The following is a 19,504-nucleotide window of genomic DNA, read 5'->3' as shown; positions in this document are numbered from 1 at the left end:
ACATGAATCCGGAAACCCTGAAATTTATCGAAGCAAGCATCAAGACCATTCCCGACTATCCGAAGCCGGGCATTCTGTTTCGTGACATCACCAGCCTGATCGAGAACGCCGAGGCCTTCAAGGCCACCATCGATCTGCTGGCCAATCATTATCGTGATCAAGGGATCACCAAGATTGTTGGCACCGAAGCTCGCGGCTTCATCTTTGGCGCGCCGGTTGCCTATGCCATGGGGCTGGGCTTCGTGCCGGTCCGCAAGCCGGGCAAGCTGCCGCGCGAAGTGATCGAGGAGTCCTATGCCCTTGAGTACGGCACCGACACCCTGCAACTGCACACCGATGCCATAGTGCCCGGTGACAAGGTGCTGGTCGTGGACGATCTGCTGGCGACCGGTGGTACCGTCGATGCGACCGTCAAGCTGATCCGCCGTGCCGGTGGTGAAGTTGCCGATGCGGCCTTCATCATCTCCCTGCCGTCTCTGGGGGGCGATGCCCGCCTGACTGCCGCTGGCATCAAGGTGGTCTCACTGGTCGAGCTGGCCGGCGAGTAATGCCTCTTCGGCCCGATCCTCTGCATCGGGCCTGCATTGAACCGGTGCCCTTGCGGGCATCGGTTTGAAAATCAAGCGATCCCTCCCGCTCTCACCGATAGCCGATACAGCCAGCCCGCCATTTGTGTTAGCATCCGGACTCAATGCCCTGTCTTCCCAGCATGATGGATTTATGAGCTATCAGGTTCTGGCGCGTAAATGGCGCCCCCATACGTTTGAACAAGTGGTAGGCCAGCAACATGTGCTGACCGCCTTGACCAACGCCCTGGATCAGGGACGGCTGCATCACGCCTATCTGCTGAGCGGTACCCGCGGGGTCGGCAAGACCACCATCGCCCGTATTCTGGCCAAGAGCCTCAACTGCGAGCAGGGGATCAGCAGCCACCCGTGTGGCGTCTGCGATACCTGCCGCGAGATCGATCAGGGCAACTTTGTCGACTTGCTGGAGATTGACGCGGCGTCGCGAACCAAGGTGGAAGATACCCGCGAGCTGCTCGACAACGTGCAGTACCGTCCGGCCCGCGGCCGCTTCAAGGTCTACCTCATCGATGAAGTGCACATGTTGTCGCGCCACAGCTTCAACGCGCTGCTGAAAACCCTGGAAGAGCCGCCTCCCTATGTGAAGTTTCTGCTGGCCACCACGGATCCGCAGAAGCTGCCCATTACCATTCTCTCGCGCTGCCTGCAGTTTCATCTGAAGAGTCTGGATCAGACCCAGATTGCCAAGCAGCTCGAATGGGTGCTGGATCAGGAGGGGCAGCCCTTCGAGCCCCGCGCCCTACTGGCTTTGGCCAAAGCCGCTGACGGCAGTATGCGCGATGCCCTGAGCTTGACCGATCAGGCGCTGGCCCACGGTAACGGCAGCGTGCGCCTCGAGAGTGTGCTGGCGATGCTGGGCACGCTCGATCACCGCCATCTGCACCAGCTGCTGGAAGCCATTTTGCGGCAAGATGCCCCCGCGACCATGGCCAAGATCACCGAGATCGCCACCCTGGGCCCCGATTTTGATCAGCTCCACGCCGAGCTGGAAGGCTTGCTCCATCGCATCGCTATGGCGCAGCTGCTGCCTGCCAGCGTGCAGGAGCAGGGGGCGGATGCCGATTCCCTGCTGCAACTGGCCAAGGCGATGAGCCCGGAAGAGGTGCAGCTCTGCTACCAGATTGTGCTGGGTGGTCGTAAAGATCTGCCCTGGGCCCCCGATGGCCGCACCGCGCTGGAGATGACCTGCCTGCGGATGCTCGCCTTCTCCCCAAGGCGCGATGCCCTGCATCCGGCCAGCCTCACGGCGCTGCCCCCGTCAATGACGAGCAGTGCCACGCCGGTAGCCTCCTTGCCGGGAAAGCGCCCGGCCGCTGAATCGGCCGCAGTGGCACCGATCAGCGGCGCCGTGCCTGCACCGATCAGCGGCGCCGTGCCTGCACCGCTAGCCAGCCCTGTTGCCACCAGTGCCGTGCCCGCGGTTGATGTCTCCCTGCCTTCGATGGTGGATGACATCGGTAACCCCGCTGACAGCGAGGAGGAGGCGCAAGCCGCCGATCTGTTCAGTCAGCAGGATGAGCTGCTGCGCGAGGCCGCCGACATGGGCTATCAACCCGAGTCAACCCAGCCTGCGGTGCAGGAGCTGGCTGTGCAGCCTGCCCTGGGTGGCGAGCCGCTGACTGCGACACCTGAGCCAACAGCCGAACTTGAACCTGTTTCGACGGTCTCGAGCATGCAGAGCCTGCTCGGCAAGCGCAATATGCTGCGCAGCCGCCAGCGTGGTCAGGATGCCCCGGCGGCGCCCGCGCCGCGCGCGGTGCCGGTTGCGCCAGCTCGCCCTGTTGCGCCCGCTGCTGCACCGGCCGTCACCCAACAACCTGCTCCGGTCAGCCAATCGGTCGGGCAGGGGATGGCGGCGATGGGTCACTATGATGATCTGCCGCCGGTGGATCTCTATGGCGACGGTTACGAGCCGCAGGGTGACAACGGGGAATACGAGGAGTACCTCAATCAGGGCTTTGCCGAGCAGACTCAGGTGATGAGCCACGCCCCTGTCACGGCACCGGCCCAGCCAACCGATCTGCCACCTTGGGATCTCGACGGGCAGCCGAGCTATCGACCCGGCGAGCGCAGCGCTGCGGCGCCTGCGGTGACGCCAGCCCCTGCGACCCAGCCGCCCGTTGCAAGCACGGCGGTGGCTGCTACCCCTGTGACGCAGGATGAGCCCGTTCAGCCGGTGATGGAGACCATCGACTGGGATGAGCTCGAGAGCGACAGCGAGCCGCAAGAGGGAGAGGCGACTCGCCTTATCCCCTCCTCGCTGCTCAATGGTTGCGGCGACCCTTGGGCCGAGTTGATCGCTCACACTCAGGTGGGAGGGCGGCTGCGCCAGCTGGCCATCAACTCGGTGATGACGCGGGAAGGGGACAAGGTACTGCTAACCCTCAAGCCCGAGCAGCGCCATCTGGTGAGCGACAAGGCGCGCGCCGATCTGGCCGAGATCATCGGGCCAGCGCTGGGGCAACCGGTGCAGGTCGAGGTGACGCTTGGTGTGGTGCCTGACCAGGAGACCCCCCTCGAGATCGAACATCGCCTTTATCTCGGGGTGCGGGAGCAGGTGACCCGGGATCTGGAGCAGGATCCCAACGTGCAGTTTTTAGTTCAGCGGTTTGGTGCCGTGCTTCATCACGAGAGCATCGAGCCCCTCAACCGCTAAATTCCGTGGCCGGGAGCTTGCTTCCGGTTGAAAAGTAGTTTGGCTGTCCCCATCTAGGACAGACAAGCCCACAGCCCGGCGCTGGATGCCGGATTTCAAGACGAGAGACGACATATGTTTGGTAAAGGTGGAATGGGGAACCTGATGAAACAGGCCCAACAGATGCAAGAGCGTATGCAGAAGGCGCAGGAGCAGCTGGCTCAGATGGAAGTGACCGGTGAAGCCGGTGCTGGCATGGTCAAGGTCACCATGACCGGTAGCCACAGTGTCCGTCGCATCGAGATCGATCCCTCCCTGATGGAAGATGACAAGGAACTGCTGGAAGATCTGGTCGCCGCCGCGTGCAACGATGCCGTGCGTCGCGTGGAAGAGCAGAACAAAGCCAAGATGGGCGAACTGACCGGTGGCATGCAATTGCCGCCAGGCTTCAAGATGCCGTTCTAAGGCGACTCTCCCCGCGCATTCTTGCTCCCTTGTCGCTGGCCATTCGGGTCACGGTAAGGAGGACGGCCGAGAGACCCAAAGACGCAGCGTTATTGCTCAGGCTATACGCTGCGTTTTTTATGGGCGCCATGCTGGCGTGGACGGGCTCTAACTATCCCTTCTGGGTCGAGGTTGCTACAGCACAGGCCGATTGCGCCATGAAACGCAGCGCCTTGCGCTATTTGTCGATACCCGCTATCGGATATCCCGGTTTGGCGTGGCCGGGTGGGATCGGCATAATGGCGGCTTGCCGTATTGAGGAGATTGTATGAAATATATCGGAGCCCACGTCAGTGCGGCCGGCGGGGTAGAGAATACCATCGCCCGCGCCCAGGCCATCGGGGCCAACGCGTTTGCCCTCTTTACCAAGAATCAACGTCAGTGGCAGGCGGCGCCCTTGTCGGATGTCACCATCCATGCCTTCAAGGCGGCCTGTGACAAGGCCGGTTTTCTGCCGGAGCAGATCCTGCCCCACGACAGCTACCTCATCAATCTGGGTCATCCCGATCCCGATGGTCTGGCCAAATCCCGTGACGCGTTTCTCGATGAGATGAAGCGCTGCGAGCAGTTGGGGCTCTGTTATCTGAACTTCCATCCCGGCAGCCATCTCAAGCAGATCCCAGAGGCGGCCAGCCTCAAGCTGGTGAGCGAGTCCATCAACTGGGCGCTGGAGCGCAGTGAAGGGGTGACGGCAGTCATTGAGAACACCGCCGGGCAGGGGACCAACCTCGGCTGGTCGTTCGAGCATCTCGCCACCATCATCGAGGGGGTGGAGGACAAGAGCCGAGTCGGGATCTGTTTCGATACCTGCCACGCCTTTGCTGCCGGTTACGATCTGCGTAGCGCAGAGAGTTGTGCTGCCGTCTTTGCCGAGTTCGACCGCACGGTGGGTTTTCACTATCTCAAGGGGATGCATATCAACGGCGCCAAGTGCACCTTCGGCAGCCGGGTCGATCGCCACCACAGCCTGCGGGAGGGCAATCTGGGGGAGGCGGTATTCCACCACATCATGAATGATGATCGCTTCGATCGCATTCCGCTGATCCTCGAGACCATCGATGAGTCCATCTGGGGCGAGGAGATCAGCTGGTTGCGCAGTCTGGCGCAGTGATACCGAGCAAGCGAATCAAAGAGAGGGTGCCGTGTCCCCCTCTCTGCTTTTTCCTTCATGAGCGTGCGGGGCTGTCAGTGGCGCTCCGAGCAGGCGTTACTCTAAGCTGATCACCTCGGCATCGTTCAGCTGAGCCCGGCAGAAGTGGATAAAGTGGCGCAGGGAGGTGGAGTGGTACTTCTGTTTATGCCAGATAAGGGAGAGCTGGCGCGGGAAGCGGCGGGAGAGGGGCAGGGCGATCAGCCGACCATTTTTGAGCCGATCGGAGGCTGCCAGCCGGGAGATAAAGGAGATACCGAGCCCTTTCTCCACCGCCAGCATCACCGCCTCCAGGGTGTTGAGCTCAAGCCCTGCTTGCCAGCGGGGCAGCTCGGGCTGGATCTGCTGGATAAACTGCTCGCGGCTGCCCGATTGTGCTTCACGCAGCACCCAGGTCTCGCCACCCAGTCGGGAGAGAGGGAGATTCATCTTGTCGGCAAGAGGGTGACCAGGTGGGGCCACTACCAACATCTCGTCTTGCAACCAGGGTTCGGCGAGCAGGTCGGGGTGGTGGTTATCCCCCTCGATCAGTGCCATATCCAGTTCGAAGTTGGCCAGAGCATGGCAGAGCAGGTGAGTGTTGTTGATGGTTACCTTGGGGGGGAGCCCCAGCTCCTGTTTGCTGCTGGCGAGCAGGTTCGGTAGCAGGTAGTTGCCGATGGTCTGGCTGGCGCCAAGGCGTAGTTGGCCACTCGACTCGGCATCGGGACTGAACAGGTTCTCGATATCCTGCATCCGGGTCAACAGCTCTTCGGCGGCCGGTTGCAGCAAGCGCCCCTCGTTGTTGAGCTGTAATCTGGGGTGAATACGGTCAAACAGCGGGGTGGAGAGTTGGCGCTCCAACTCCTGTAGCGACTGGGAAACGGCCCCCTTGCTCAGGCAGAGCTCGTTGGCGGCAAGGCCAAGGTTTCCATAGCGGGCAATGGTGGCGAACACTTTCAGCTGCTGCAGGGTCAGTTTCATCGTGTTTGGTTTTCCTGAATGATTGATTTAATTCATTTAGATATCGTAAACGATAAGGGGGCATTATCCTATCGCCATAGTCATCAATAGAAAGGTGTCATCATGATCGCAAGAACCCGTAAATCACTGGCTGCCGCCCCAACCCCCATGGCGGGTTTGGCGCTGGGCATCGCCAGCCTTGGTTGGTGTTGGGAAAATGCCGGTCACTTCGATGGCCGGATGCAACTGCTGGGCGCTGCCATTGCTGCCGTGCTGCTGGTGATCCTGACCTTCAAGTTTCTGCTTCACCCCCGCCTGCTGTTGCAGGATCTCGCTCACCCCGTAGTCGGCAGTGTGGTACCGACCTATGCCATGGGTACCATGGTGGTCTCCAAAGCGCTCGGTATGATTGCGCCGCAAGCGGGCGAGGCCCTCTGGCTGTTTGCCGTAGCTGTTCACCTGCTGTTCCTGGCCACTTTTATCTGGCATCGCGCCAAAGAGTTTGAAATTCACCACATGGTGCCGAGCTGGTTTGTGCCGCCGGTGGGGATTATTGTAGCTGACGTCGCCTTCCCGGGCGGTCAGTTTGCCTCGCTGGCCAACGGCCTGCTCTGGTTCGGGATCATCTGCTACGGCCTGATGCTGCCGCTGATGCTCTATCGCCTCATCTTCAGCCATGAAGTGCCGGATGCAGCCAAACCGACTATTGCCATTCTGGCGGCCCCAGCCAGTCTCTCTCTGGCCGGTTATCTGACCGTTAGCCAGGATCCCTCCCTGCTGCTGGTGGCCATACTGTTCGGTATCGCGATTTTGATGACCGGTATCATCTATCTGGCCTTCATCAAGCTGCTGCGTTTGCCCTTCTCGCCGGGTTATGCCGCCTTCACCTTCCCGCTGGTGATCGGTGCCACCGCCCTGTTCAAAGTGGCTCATCTGGTGGAAGGGCTTGAGCAGAGCGCTCACTATGCCGAGCAGATCCGCCTGCTTGCCCACCTTGAGCTGGGAGTGGCTACCATCATCGTCGGTTATGTGGCACTGCGTTATCTGATGTTTTTTCTGCCGCAGCGAGAGGTCGTGGTAAGTCACGGTATGTCCCATCAGGGTGGCCACCGTTAAGCAAGACGCCTGACCTGGCTGGTCGTTCAACGGATTAATCAGCAAACAAAATGCTCCGCAATGCGGGGCATTTTTTTACCTTTTCGCCACTTCTGTCATATGGTTCCGTCTTTTGCGCGTGAGAGTGCGGATTTAACTGGTATTACCTGTCAGGGTGACTACAATGCACCACCATTTTGATGTAAGCCGTGAATCATGCCGCCCCAAGATCCCCTGTTCAACCCCATTTTTGAGTCTCGTTTCCTTTACCCCCGTTACTGGTTCAGTTGGCTGGCACTCGGCGTGCTGATGGTGCTTGCGTTTGTTCCGGTGCGTCTGCGTGACCGGTTGGCAGATTGGCTGGCTCCGCTGGTGTTTCGGATTTCGAAAAAACAGCTCTATATCGCCAGAATCAACTTGGAGGTCTGCTTTCCGCACAAGAGCCTGGCCGAGCGCGACGCCATCGCATTGACCTCGATCCGGGTCGGCCTTAAGAGTTTGTTGGGATTTGGCGAGTTCACCATGCGCAGCCAGCGTTATCTGATGAGCCGGATGCAGGTGAGCGGTTGGGAACATATCGAGGCGGAACGTGCCGCCGGTCGTCCGGTGATCCTGGTGGTGCCCCACACCTGGCCGGTTGATGCCGCAGGCTATTGCTTTACCCAGCGCGGGGTGTCTATGTGCACCATGATGAAACGGGCGCGCAATCCGGTGTTTGACTGGCACCTTAACCGGGCGCGGGCCAGGAACGGTTGCCGCGTCTATGAGCGCAGCGCCGGGATCAAGGCCGTGATCAGAACCATCAAGAGCGGTCGCAGCTTCTTCTATCTGCCTGATCAGGATCATGGCCGCGAGAAGAGCATCTTCGCCCCCTTCTTTGACTATCCCAAGGCGACCCTGCCAGCCTTGCCCCGTTTGGTCCAGGTGAGTGGTGCCAAGGCAGTGCCGTTGCTCGCCTGCTATGACGAAGCGAGCCACTGCTATCGGCTGGAGATCGAGGCTCCGTTCGACAACTATCCCTCCGGGGATGTGCTGGCCGATACCTGTCGGATGAACGACATGGTGCAACAGCAACTGACGCGCCACCCGGGTCAGTACATGTGGTTCCTCAAGATCTTCGATACCCGTCAGGAGCAGGAGGGAATGGATGGCCTCTACGAAGAGGGGATTAGACGGATCCGCAAGGGATTATTGCCTCACGACTGACCCTTGCTCTGCATTTATTGGTGTGGCGTCAAAAGAGTCATTTATTGTGATGGCTCGTCTGATCAGTGCTTAGCAGGTCGGCGGTCTGGCACCTTAGGCTAGAAAAAAATATCAGGATAACTACAATAACCGTTTGTTTTTGATGACTTGATGGCCGCCATGTCCGCATTAGATCCGGTATTTGATACCTCATTTCATACTCGCCTGCTGCATCCCAAATGGTGGGGCAGCTGGTGTGCGCTGGGCCTGCTCTCTTTGCTGGCATTTACCCCTGCGAGGGTGCGAGATCGCTTTGCCGATCTGGTTTCGCCGACCCTGCTGCGTTTTTCGAAAAAGCAGGCCTATATCGCCGATACCAACCTCAAGATCTGCTTTCCTGGGCTGGATGCCGCCGCCCGACAGGCGTTGTTGCTTAAGTCGATCCGGGTCGGGCTCAAGACCTTTATGGGTTTTGGCGAGCTTAGCTGGCGCAGCAAAACGCATCTTGCTCGCCGCGTCAAGGTGAGCGGCTGGGAGCATGTGCAAGCGGAGCAGGCCGCTGGCCGACCGGTGATCCTGGTGGTGCCTCATACCTGGGCGGTCGATATGATTGGTCGTTACTTCTCCATGATGGGCATCAATATGTGCACCATGATGAAGAGCCCCAAGGATCAGGTGTTCGACTGGTACATCAACCGCGAACGAGCCAAAGCAGGCAAGGTGTATGAGCGCAGCGTCGGTATCAAGCCGGCGATCAAGGCGATCCGCGCTGGAGCCAGCTTCTTCTATCTGCCGGATCAGGATCACGGCCGCGAGGCGAGCGTATTTGTTCCCTTTTTCGGCCGCCCCAAGGCAACCCTGCCTGCCCTGCCCAAGCTGGTGAAGCTGACCGGTGCCAGAGCGGTGCCCATCTTCGCCAGCTATGACGAGGAGGAGGGATCTTATCTGCTGGAGATCGAGCCGCCTTTTGATCCCTATCCTACCGCCGATTTGCTGGCGGACGTCAATGCCATGAACCGGGTGGTGGAGATGCAGGTGGCCCGCCATCCCGAGCAGTACATGTGGTTTCTCAAGATCTTCGAAACCCTGGAGCATCAGGAGGGGGATGACGGCCTCTATGAAGCGGGGATCCAGCGCATTCGTCAGGGCTTGCCGCCCGAACCTTGAAAATTGGCCCGCTTGCGGGCCATTTTTGTTGGCACAGGCGCCTTTCGTATTTGGTCTGCTGCTGGTGGTTTTTAAGGCGAACGTGTGGACAAAAACAGCGCAAACAGGGGATAACAGGGTGTCTTATGAAAGGGAGAGGCAGGTGAGTGTGCGCGGAGCTATCTTCGAGAGCGGAAATAGGGTAAAAGGGCGGCCATGAAAGTTCCAAATCGAATCCAACCACTGGTTGATGACGGCCTGGTCGATGAGGTTGTCAGCCGATTGATGAGCGGCAAAGAGGCCGATGTCTACGTGGTGCGCTGCGGTGACGATATTCGCTGCGCCAAAGTCTATAAAGAGGCGTCCAAGCGCAGCTTCAAACAGGCGGTGGTCTATCAGGAGGGGCGCCGGGTGCGGAGCAGCCGCGATGCACGTGCCATGGAGAAGGGCTCCAAGTACGGTCGCAAGCAGCATGAAGAGGTGTGGCAGAACACCGAAGTCGACGCTCTGTTCAAGCTGGCTGCGGCGGGTGTGCGGGTGCCACAGCCTTATGTTTGTCTCGATGGCGTCCTCTTGATGGAGCTCATCACCGATGAAGATGGCCATGTCGCGCCGCGCCTCAACGATGTGGTGCTGAGCCCGGAGCAGGCGCTGGTCGATCACGCCAAGGTAATCCGCTATGTGGTACGCATGCTCTGCGCTGGCCTTATCCACGGCGATCTCTCGGAGTTCAACGTGCTGGTGGATAGCCAGGGCCCCGTCATCATCGACCTGCCCCAGGTGGTGGATGCTGCCGCCAACAACCAGGCCAGGGCTATGTTGGAGAGGGACGTCAACAACATGCGCAACTACTACGGCATGTATGCCCCCGAGTTGCTCAAGACCCGTTATGCCCAGGAGATATGGGCACTGTTTGAAGATGGCAAACTCACTCCAGAGCGTGAGTTGACCGGGCACTTTGAAGAGAGCCGCGCCACCATCGATCTCGATTCGGTGCTGCAAGAGATCGAGAGTGCCGAAGAGGAGGCTTACGCCCGTCAGGCACGGATGAAGGCAGAGCAGGAAGACAGTTACTGAGGGATGGCCAGAGCGCTCTTGGGGCGCTCTTTTTATTGCTACATCAGCAAGTCTGGCTGCAGTCGCTTGGTGGTGTCATCCTTGCAACGGATCGCTTGTTACAGTTGCCAATACTGCTGTTGTCGTCAGACGGGGCCGGGGAACTAGCTGGTACATCTCCAGCCAGCGGCGATCTCCCGGATGGTAGCGACGACGCTCCAGCCGCCTGCCGTTGCAATCACCTTGTGGGAGGCCAGATTCTCTTTGCCACAGTTGATCAGCACTGGCTTGCTCAACATGTGTTGTTGTCCCAGCCAAGCAGCACCGCGGCAGCCCCTTCGCCACGGCATCGAGAGCATAATAGGTCGTGGTAGGCGGGTATCCATCGGGTAAATGGTCTCCCCCTGCATGAGCTTGCAGACTCTGTAGCCAGCTCTCCGAGTCATATTGCGCCCCTTGATAGAGCGGCATCCCACCTCTGACACACTTGGTGACATAACGGTGATAGGCTGGGGCATCTGCCATTTAATCTGCCACGACCGGCAGTGTCATGACATTGGCCTCCCGGCCGAGGTGGGCCAGCAGGCGACGCACGTCGTCGAGGCGGATCAGCAGGGTGGCCGTATTGACCATCGGGTGACACTGCATCTGCTCTGCTTGCCAGATGGCTTCGTCCACCACCAACTCTACGGCGTTTTCCCTGTCGCGCACCATGGCGAGCAGGGTGACCGAACCCGGGGTGAGGCCAAGCACGGCCTCCAGCCGCTCTGGCGAGCCAAAGCTCAGTCGCTTGACGCCAAGGGCGGTTGCCAGCGCCTTGAGATCGACCCGGCTCTCCTCCGGCGTTACCACCAGAAACAGCCGCTCGCTTTTCGGATCGCGCAGGAAGAGATTCTTGCTCTTGGCGGCAGGCAGGTCGGGCAGCAGCCGGCTGGCCTCCTCGCAGGTGAAGACGGGGGCGTGCTCGATGCGCTGATAGGGAATGGCCAGCTGATCCAGCAGAGAGTAGAGCGCCACATGACCTCCTGATGTTGGGTGAAGAGTGGGGTGTTGGATGAATGGTGTAGCGAATAAAGCCGCCACCGGCAGTAGCTGCCACTTTGGCCGAGCTTACCAGTTTGCGGCTCGACTCGCAGCCTGGCGTGGCCATGGCGGCTGGGCGTGCCGATTGCGGCAAAGCACTGTATGAACGTACAATACTCCCATCTCCATGTTGATCCGATGACTTGCATGACCGATCACCTGCCCATCCCATCCACTACACCGCCGCGAGACGGCTTTATTCTGACCCGTCACGGGCGGGATGTGCGCGGCCGCAACGGGCAGGCTGCCACGACCGAGATCGTGATGTGGCTCTGGAGCGCGCAGGGGCCAGTGCGACTGGTGTTGTCGGGGCAGCAGCCGGTGTTCTTTTTGCCACAGAGCCATATGGCAGAAGCCGCCGAGCTGTTTAAAGGGGCCGGGGTGAGCGGGCGGTTTCGCCGATTGCCGATGCATACCTTCGACGGTCGCCCTGTGGTGGGCTGCTATTTCGCTACCCTGAGCGCCTTTCACCGCGCCATCGAGCTGCTGCTCATTCGCGGGCTGGAGCACTTCGAGGCAGATATCCGGCTGCCAGAGCGTTTTTTGATGGAGCGCTTCATCACCGCCGGCGTGCGTTTCGATGGCCGGGCGGTGAAGAAGGGTGGCAAACACGGCTACTGGGAGGTGAACGAGGCGCGCTGCGCACCCCAGGTGGTGACGCCGACTCTCTCCTGGGTATCGCTGGACGTGGAGTGCGCCATGGACGGGGCGCTCTTCTCGGTCGGTCTTTACAGCGAACAGGATGCGCGGGTCATCATGATCGGCACCCCGGAGGCGGATGCCGACAGCTGGGGCACTCAGGTCCAGTGGGTAGAGGACGAGAGCGCCCTGCTGAGTGCGCTGGAGTGCTGGTTCAGCCTGCATGACCCCGATCTGGTGATTGGCTGGAACGTGGTCAACTTCGACTTTCGTCTTCTGCTGCGCCGCGCCGAGCTTAACAAGCGGCGGCTGCGGCTCGGACGGGGGCGCGAGCTCTGTTTCTGGCGCTCGTCACGGGGCGATCCCCAGACCGGCAACGTCATCATCCCCGGGCGCATGGTGCTCGATGGCATCGATACACTCAAAAGCGCCACCTGGCAGTTTGCCAGCTACAGCCTGGATGCGGTGGCGAGCGAACTGCTTGGCCGTGGCAAGGATATCGAGGATGTGGCCAATCGGGGGGAGAAGATCACCGAGCTGTTCCACTCCGATAAGGAGGCGCTGGCTCGCTATAACCTGGAAGATTGCAAGCTGGTGTGGGAGATCTTTGACTACTGCCACCTCATCCCCTTTGCCATCGAGCGCGCCTCCCTCACCGGTCTTGAGCTGGACAGGGTAGGGGGCTCGGTGGCGGCCTTTACCAACCTCTATCTGCCGCGGCTGCATCGTGGCGGCTACGTGGCCCCCAATCTGCCGGCCGATGGTGGGCTGGCGAGCCCTGGCGGCTATGTGATGGACTCCAAACCCGGTCTCTATCGCCATGTGCTGGTGCTCGATTTCAAGAGCCTCTATCCCAGCATCATCCGCACCTTCTGCATCGACCCCATGGGGCTCATCGAGGGGCTGCAACACCCCGAGCACGCGATTCCCGGCTTTCGCGGCGCCCTGTTCTCCCGCGAGCGGCACTTCTTGCCGGATCTTATCGCCACCCTGTGGGCGGCGCGGGATCGGGCCAAGGCGGCCAGCAACAAGGCGCTCTCCCAGGCCATCAAGATCATCATGAACTCCTTCTACGGCGTGCTGGGGTCGGGAGGCTGCCGTTTCTATGATCCACGCCTTGCCTCCTCCATCACCCTGCGTGGCCACAGCATCATGCAGCAGACCCGCGAGTGGATTGAGGCGAAGGGATTCGAGGTGATCTATGGCGACACCGACTCCACCTTTGTCCATCTGGGGCGCGAGACCAGCCCCGATGAGGCGGACAAGATTGGCCAGCGACTGGCGCAAATGATCAACGATAACTGGGCTGCACTGATCAGGCGCGAGTTCAACCTGCCGAGCTATCTGGAGATCCAGTACGAGACCCACTACCGCCGCTTTCTGATGCCCACCATCCGCGGGCTGGAGAAGGGCAGCAAGAAGCGCTATGCCGGGCTGGTTGGCAAGGCCAGTGAGGGCAGTGAACAGCTGGTGTTCAAGGGGCTCGAATCGGTGCGCACCGACTGGACCATGTTGGCCAAGAAGTTTCAGACCCACCTCTACGAGCTGGTGTTTCATGACCAGGATCCCAGCGGTTATGTGCGTACCATGGTGGATGAGACTCGCGCCGGTCGTCACGACGATCTGCTGGTCTATCGAAAGCGACTGCGCCAGAAACTTGAGGAGTATCAGAAGAACGTGCCACCCCATGTGCGGGCGGCTCGTCTGGCCGATGAGGAGAACCTGCGTCGCGGTTTGCCCCTGCGTTATCAGCATCGGGGCTCCATCGCCTATCTGATGACTCTCAATGGCCCCGAACCGCAGGAGTACCGGCGCAGTGCCATCGATTACGAACACTATATCGACAAGCAGTTGCGGCCTATCGCCGACGCCATCCTGCCCTTTATCGGCGAGTCGTTTGACCGGATCTGCGGCCAGCAGCTGGATCTTTTCTGATTGCTGCAAGATGGCCCTTTACTTCCCATGAATACTGGATAAAAATACAGCTATAAATCATGGAGAAGTTTCCTATGCGTCTTGAAATCATCATCGACAGAAAACATCAGATCCCGACCTCGACCATGGAGGCGCTGCGTCAGGAGCTGCTCAAGCAGCTGGGCGAAAAATTCCCCGACCTCCATGTCCGGGTCGCGCCGGGCAGCGCCATGGCCCTGACCGTCAGCCGAGCCAGCAAGGAAGACAAAGAGCTGGCCGAAGCCATGGTGCAGGAGGTGTGGGAGAACGCCGACAGCTGGATGCCGGAAGAGAACGTCGCCTCCTGATCCCGCACGGTCAGTGGATAACTCGGGCGTTCGATAAATGGGCGGCGGATAAACGGGCATGCCCGTTAACGCTCCGCAGATCCCCGGATAACAAAAAACGCAGCCAAGTGGCTGCGTTTTTTGTGGGTGGTGAGAGGCTCGCGGTGGCTTGTCTGGCTCTGGGTTGAGCCATGCCGTTACAGTCCCGCCCAGCTTTTCAGGCTCTGCTGTTGCACCCGGCGATTGGCTTCGCGGATCTCCCCTTTGGCACGCAGATCGGCCAGTGCGATAGGCAGTGTGGCGCGGATCTCGTCACTGCTCATTCCGGCTTTGAGGGCCGGGTGATAGGCCATCTTTAGCAGCACATAGTCCAGCCCGGTCAAAAAGCTGTCGATGCTGTTGTCATTGAAGATGGAGGGAAACACCTTGTCCGAGTCGTTGGGCAGCCCCATCACCTGAGTGAACTCCTCCACCACGCAGTCGAGAAAGCGTCCCTTGGCCCGGCTGTAGTCTACCGGAATGATGATGGTGGCACGGCTGATCTCGTGTTTTGCATTGGTTGCGAAGTTGGCAAGGCAGAGCCCCTCCTTGAGCGCCATCTTGACCGATGGATCCCCCCCATGGTGCGGTTGGCCCAGCTCTTCATCTTGTTGTAGTCGGTCATGATCAGGGTGAGGTTGGGCTTTGCGGCCACCATGCTGATGGAGTGGCCGGTGATGCGAGCCAGATGGGCCGCCTGTACCTTCACCACGTCTGCCTGCAGCGGCTTGTCACCCGACTCGTTGATAAGTTGCAGCCGGATCGGCTGCTGCCAGCGGGCAAAACGGGTCTGCCTGGCTTCGCCATACTCCCGCTCCATGGCGATGGCCATAAAGCTCTCGACAAGATAGCTGTCGCTCTGCCAGCGCTCATCGGCACGGGCGCTGTGGCCCGCGAGCAAAAGCAGCAGCGCCAGCAGCCCGTGTGACGAGCAGCGGGGACGGGCAGCGCAGCCCAAGTTGGCCATTACCAAAGTGGCAATAAAGCGGGTGGCACCAAAGGGGGTTGCGGCAAATGACATGTTTCCTCCCTGAAACGGTTGTCAGCCTAGCGGTTGGCCTTGTCGATATCGCGCCAGGTGAGCCAGAGCCTGAGATCAAACTCCAGTTGATGATAGTCGGGCTCCATGTGCTGGCAGAGCTGGTAGAAGCTCTTGTTGTGATCCTTCTCTTTGATATGGGCCAGCTCGTGCACCACGATCATTTTCAGGAACGGGGGCGGTGCCTCCTTGAACAGGGCGGCGATGCGGATCTCGTTCTTGGCCTTGAGCTTGCTGCCCTGCACCCGGCTGACGTAGGTGTGCAGGCCGAGGGCATCCTTGATCACGTTGATCTTGCCATCGAACACCACCTTTGACAGGGGCGCCGAGCTCTTGAGGTAGCGGTTCTTCAGCTCCATGGTGTAGGCGAGCAGCGCCTTGTCGCTCTGGATCTGGTGGCTCTCCGGATAGCGTTTGGCCAGCATCTCCCCCAGCTTGCCTGCCGCAATCAGCTGCTGTACCTGTGCCTTGAGAGGGTCTGGATAGCCGCCCAGATAAGTCAGTTCCGCCATGGTGTCACTCGTTACATCAAAAAGAGCGTCATTGTAGTTATCTCGGGCGGGCTTGCCTACTGCGGGCCGCCGCTGCAAGGGCTCTGGCGCAAGAAAAAGGGCGGCCATTGCAACAATGGCCGCCCTGCGGGGCGTATTGACGATCAGCGTCGGCGATAGAGACCCGGATCCACCTCTTCATAGTGGCTGGTCAGGTATTGATAGAAGGCGAGATGGGAAGGGGCGCTCGGCTTTTTCAGCTCCTCGCTTACCCGATCCGGCTTGGCGATGATGAACTTCGGATTCTGGCGCTGGATATCGGCCAGCACCCGTTCGCGTACGTCATAGGGCGGATTGACGTTGGCAAAGAAGAGGTAGGCGGATGCTGGCTGGCGATCGGTCCAGAGATAATATTGCGGCTGGATGCCATCGACCCAGATCTTGTCGCTCGGGACTGTCTCGGCCTTGATGCGGTCAACCCGTACCTGCGCGGCCGGATTGAAAGGGCGACCCTTGAGGGTGCCTTCCCAGGCGTTGTTGATCATCAGCAGCAGCATGGCCAGCGTTGCCAGCCAGGGGGTGGCACTGCGCACATCCCAGGCGCGCCAGAGGGGGATGAGGATCAGCACCGGCAGCGCCCACAGCAGGCTGGTGCCGAGCACCTCGTTGACCCGCTCGAGGGACCACTCCTTGGTGCTCCAGCCAAAGACCAGCTGCTGGGCCAGCAGCCAGCTGGCGGTGAGCACCACCAGCGAGATGCAGAGCAGCCCGATGGCATCTGCCTGCTGTTCGCTGCGATCCAGCAATACCGCCAGCGGCAGCACCGCCAGTTGCAGATAGAGCACGTCGTAGTGATCGAACACATGGCCGGAGACCGAGTTGGCGATCAGGGTAAACAGCACCCCAAACAGGGTTGCCAGCAGGGCGGGCAGATACCACTCCTGACGGCGGCTCAGCATCAGAATGATGAAGGCGGGCAGCAGCATCACAAGGCCTGTGCGCAGCAGGCCGACGGCGCCCACCATGGGGGAGAAGCCATTGCCGTAGCTCCCTTCGAAGAAGATGTCGAAGGCGTAGTATTTGAAGGCCGCCAGCAGATCATGCTGCTGGAAGTAAGCGTAAAGCGGGCCGCCAATCAGCGCCAAACCGAGCAGGCTGGAGATGAGCAGCAAGATGGCATCACGCCACTTCTCATGCAGACACCAGTGGCAGAACAGCACCAGATACCAGGCCCCCCAGAAGGCGCCGTTGTTGGTGCGCATCCAGGCTACGATGGCGAAGGTAAGGGCCGCCACCAGCGCGGGCCACCAGCGAAATCCCTTGTCCAGCAGCAGGGTAATGAAGGCCCACTGGGCGATGAGGGCGAGGTGGAAGGTCCAGTCCTCAGTCATGTTGCCGTAGTAGTAACGGGTGCCGTAGAGAGCCAACACCGCCAGCATGGCGCCAAGGCGCGCCTTGAACGAGAGTCCGAGCTGGGCAAAGGCTTGCCAGCTGGCCAGCAGTCCGAGCCAGCAGAGCACCCACTCCAGCGCCCAGATCCCGACAAATCCCCCCATTCGATAACCCAGCGCGTCGAGGGCGAAGATCATCGGCCCCTTGATGTCGATCATGTCGCGATAGAGCACGCCCCCTTCGCTCCACATCTTGCCCATCACCGCGAACAGCGAGGCATCAAAGCCCGGTGCCATGGCGTGGAAGAGCGGGTTGCGCAGACAGAAGAGCAGCGCCAGCAAGGCGGTCAGCAGCACAATGGCTGGCTTGATACCCGGGTTGACGCGAGGGGGAGTGAAACGGATGGAGTGATTCATGAAGTCGCCTGTTCCTGCAGCTGGTCTTGAAAGCGGGCCTATCTTGCCGAGCTAGTGAGTGCGATGCAATGGGGCGGGCCCGTGTGGGGCAAATATTCTCGAAAAAGCCCGGTTCTTGCAGGGAACCGGGCGCTGGCTGCGGCAATATTGGCCGTCAGGGGGATGTGGCAAAGCCATTCCCCCTCTGCATCAATGGATGTACTCAAGCAGGGGCGGCTGCGCTTCCAGTGTCGGCAGGTGACGGGCCCAGCGGATAAAGGCGTCGGCCAGGGTGATGCCGAGCTCCTGATTGTGCTGGGTCAGGGTCCGCGCCAGTGCGGTGTAGCCCTCCTTGCCGGAGGCGGTATAGGCGCTCGACACTCCGCGATAGACCTGTTCGGCATTGACCGCTTGCCACTGGCCGGGGGCGGCTTCCCACTCCAGTCGGGTGATGCGCTGACCCTTGGGCCGATCGGCCTGATAGGTGAATCGCACCCCTGCGGTGTAGGGGAAGCTGCCGTTGCCATTGCCGACCACGCCGTTGTTGGTGGCGTTGTCGATGGCATTCTCCAGCGCTTCCGCCAACGTGACCGTGCACCCGATAGAGGGTGAGGGGAATGGCAAACGGCAGCAGGCGACCGGCGATATCTGCTTCGCTCAGGGGGCCCGGCTCCAGCGAGCAGCGCACGCCGCCAGCATTGTGCAGGGCAAAGTCCACCTCGCCTACCTGTTCACGAGCGGCGGTCAGCATGGCGCGGGCCACCAGCGGGGCGAGCTGGCTGCCGTGGGGCAGGGTGGCATCCGGCAGCCGCTGATGGGGCAGTGGCGCCGCCAGTCGGGTGACGATGCGCTGGCTCATGGTTTCTATCTCAGGCCGATAGCGTTTGGCCAGATGTAGTTCCAGTTGTGGATCCGGCTCGCAGAAGGTGAGCCCGACAGGTGGCGTGGAGGCAAATGGCCAGGGCTGCCAGGGGAGCCACTCCAGCTGCCCCTCACTTTGCACGACGCGGCCTGCCTCATCGAAGGTGAGCTCGCAGACACCGAGGCAGAGGGCGCTGTGGCCAGCGTGCAAAATAGCCACCCCGTTGTTCATCAGCGGATAACTGCCTTCGCTTGGCAGACCCAGCGGCGCGAGATCGCCGAGCAGGCTGTGGGTATGGCCGCCAATGATGAGGCTGAGCTCGGGGAAGCGCTCGGCCAGCAGCTTGTCCTGATCCAGCCCGAGGTGGCTCAGCAGCACGATATGCTGGATCCCTTCGCGCTTGATCTCCCGCAGCACCCGGGTGAGGGTCTCGGTGACCGCGTGGAAACGGGTGTGGGGATCCGGGTTGGCGATGGCAGCCATCTGGGCGAGGGTGATGCCGAGCAGCGCAAAGGGAATGCCGTCGATCACCCGGCGATGCCAGGGCTGATGGGCGTCGTAGAGGTGGGGAATATCCCACAGCCCGAGCGGCGTGTCGGCTGGCTCCTGACTGTTGTCCAGATTGGCGGCCAGCACCGGAAAATCGAGCTGGCGCAAGAACTCCACCAGCGGGCCATTGCCCAGATCGAACTCGTGGTTGCCAAGTACCATGGCATCGGGGGCCAGCATGGCGAGCAGGTCGGCGTTGGCGCGCCCTTTGAAGCGGTTGAAATAGAGAGAGCCCTGAAAGGAGTCGCCACCATGCAGAAACAGAAAACGCTGGCCAGCTGCTGCGGCTTTGGCACGCAGTTGGGTCAGTCGGGTCAGGATCCGGGCATAACCGCCGCACTGGGTGCGCCACTGGCCTTCACCGACAGGGGAGAAGCTCATGGGCGCGCCATCGAAGTGGGAGTGGCAATCACTGAAATGGGCAAGTTGAACCGTAATACTCATCTCGGTCCTCCTTAGGGGGAAAATGAGCACC

General features: G+C 60.5%; 14 protein-coding genes and 3 pseudogenes. 10 read left to right on the top strand and 7 right to left on the bottom strand.

The window, feature by feature from the left end:
• Window positions 1–2: 2 nt before the first annotated feature.
• From apt to nfo, 4 genes are all read left to right on the top strand, one after another.
• Window positions 3–548 (top strand): adenine phosphoribosyltransferase, encoded by a 546-nt coding sequence (gene apt / locus ACTG20_RS13555; RefSeq protein WP_005352403.1) that lies wholly within the window; start codon window positions 3–5, stop codon window positions 546–548.
• A 172-nt stretch (window positions 549–720) separates the two neighbouring features.
• Window positions 721–3,243: a DNA polymerase III subunit gamma/tau gene (dnaX, locus tag ACTG20_RS13550; RefSeq protein ID WP_194496339.1), complete on the top strand. Its 2,523-nt coding sequence runs from the start codon at window positions 721–723 to the stop codon at window positions 3,241–3,243.
• A 114-nt stretch (window positions 3,244–3,357) separates the two neighbouring features.
• Window positions 3,358–3,687 (top strand): YbaB/EbfC family nucleoid-associated protein, encoded by a 330-nt coding sequence (locus tag ACTG20_RS13545; protein WP_005333445.1) that lies wholly within the window; start codon window positions 3,358–3,360, stop codon window positions 3,685–3,687.
• A 307-nt stretch (window positions 3,688–3,994) separates the two neighbouring features.
• A complete protein-coding gene (gene nfo / locus ACTG20_RS13540; RefSeq protein ID WP_439987727.1) occupies window positions 3,995–4,837 on the top strand; it encodes a deoxyribonuclease IV in 843 nt (280 codons plus the stop codon).
• A gap of 96 nt (window positions 4,838–4,933) precedes the next feature.
• Here nfo and ACTG20_RS13535 read toward each other — a convergent pair whose 3' ends face one another.
• Window positions 4,934–5,839: a LysR substrate-binding domain-containing protein gene (locus tag ACTG20_RS13535; protein WP_439987726.1), complete on the bottom strand. Its 906-nt coding sequence runs from the start codon at window positions 5,837–5,839 to the stop codon at window positions 4,934–4,936.
• Window positions 5,840–5,941: 102 nt separating this feature from the next.
• Between ACTG20_RS13535 and ACTG20_RS13530 the strand changes: the two genes are divergently transcribed.
• The 4 genes from ACTG20_RS13530 to ACTG20_RS13515 all read left to right on the top strand — a co-directional run bounded on the left by ACTG20_RS13530 (window position 5,942) and on the right by ACTG20_RS13515 (window position 10,321).
• On the top strand, window positions 5,942–6,934 hold the full coding sequence (locus ACTG20_RS13530) for a TDT family transporter (RefSeq protein ID WP_439987725.1): 993 nt from the start codon (window positions 5,942–5,944) through the stop codon (window positions 6,932–6,934).
• Between the two features lie 195 nt (window positions 6,935–7,129).
• Window positions 7,130–8,119: a lipid A biosynthesis (KDO)2-(lauroyl)-lipid IVA acyltransferase gene (locus ACTG20_RS13525; RefSeq protein ID WP_439987724.1), complete on the top strand. Its 990-nt coding sequence runs from the start codon at window positions 7,130–7,132 to the stop codon at window positions 8,117–8,119.
• Between the two features lie 150 nt (window positions 8,120–8,269).
• Complete coding sequence (locus tag ACTG20_RS13520) at window positions 8,270–9,265, top strand: LpxL/LpxP family acyltransferase (protein WP_439987723.1); 996 nt, start codon at window positions 8,270–8,272, stop codon at window positions 9,263–9,265.
• 195 nt (window positions 9,266–9,460) lie between these two features.
• The gene (locus ACTG20_RS13515; RefSeq protein WP_439987722.1) at window positions 9,461–10,321 is read left to right on the top strand and encodes a PA4780 family RIO1-like protein kinase; all 861 of its coding nucleotides are present in this window, start codon (window positions 9,461–9,463) and stop codon (window positions 10,319–10,321) included.
• A gap of 75 nt (window positions 10,322–10,396) precedes the next feature.
• Here ACTG20_RS13515 and ACTG20_RS13510 read toward each other — a convergent pair.
• Window positions 10,397–10,825: pseudogene (locus ACTG20_RS13510) on the bottom strand (GNAT family N-acetyltransferase).
• Window positions 10,826–11,317, bottom strand: a complete 492-nt coding sequence (locus ACTG20_RS13505) for a prolyl-tRNA synthetase associated domain-containing protein (RefSeq protein ID WP_439987721.1) — start codon at window positions 11,315–11,317, stop codon at window positions 10,826–10,828.
• Between the two features lie 204 nt (window positions 11,318–11,521).
• On the opposite strand from ACTG20_RS13505, the gene ACTG20_RS13500 reads away from it, so the two are divergent.
• Window positions 11,522–13,957 carry a DNA polymerase II gene (locus ACTG20_RS13500; RefSeq protein WP_439987720.1) on the top strand — a complete coding sequence of 812 codons (2,436 nt, stop codon included), beginning with the start codon at window positions 11,522–11,524 and terminating at the stop codon, window positions 13,955–13,957.
• A gap of 74 nt (window positions 13,958–14,031) precedes the next feature.
• A complete protein-coding gene (locus tag ACTG20_RS13495) occupies window positions 14,032–14,283 on the top strand; it encodes a DinI family protein (protein WP_439987719.1) in 252 nt (83 codons plus the stop codon).
• Window positions 14,284–14,459: 176 nt separating this feature from the next.
• On the opposite strand, the pseudogene ACTG20_RS13490 reads toward ACTG20_RS13495, so the two are convergent.
• The 4 genes and pseudogenes from ACTG20_RS13490 to ACTG20_RS13475 all read right to left on the bottom strand — a co-directional run bounded on the left by ACTG20_RS13490 (window position 14,460) and on the right by ACTG20_RS13475 (window position 19,473).
• A pseudogene (locus ACTG20_RS13490) lies at window positions 14,460–15,322 on the bottom strand (DUF2927 domain-containing protein).
• 26 nt (window positions 15,323–15,348) lie between these two features.
• A complete protein-coding gene (locus ACTG20_RS13485) occupies window positions 15,349–15,852 on the bottom strand; it encodes a M48 family metallopeptidase (RefSeq protein ID WP_005333421.1) in 504 nt (167 codons plus the stop codon).
• 143 nt (window positions 15,853–15,995) lie between these two features.
• Complete coding sequence (locus tag ACTG20_RS13480) at window positions 15,996–17,639, bottom strand: hypothetical protein (protein ID WP_194496347.1); 1,644 nt, start codon at window positions 17,637–17,639, stop codon at window positions 15,996–15,998.
• Between the two features lie 189 nt (window positions 17,640–17,828).
• Window positions 17,829–19,473 (bottom strand): annotated as a pseudogene (locus ACTG20_RS13475) (bifunctional metallophosphatase/5'-nucleotidase).
• Between the last annotated feature and the right edge of the window lie 31 nt (window positions 19,474–19,504).

It is taken from the genome of Aeromonas sp. 84A (genome assembly GCF_051919345.1).
In the GTDB taxonomy this organism is placed as follows: Bacteria; Pseudomonadota; Gammaproteobacteria; order Enterobacterales; family Aeromonadaceae; genus Aeromonas; species Aeromonas veronii.
Note: the sequence above shows the minus strand (reverse complement) of the source record. Positions and strands in the feature narration are given on the sequence as shown.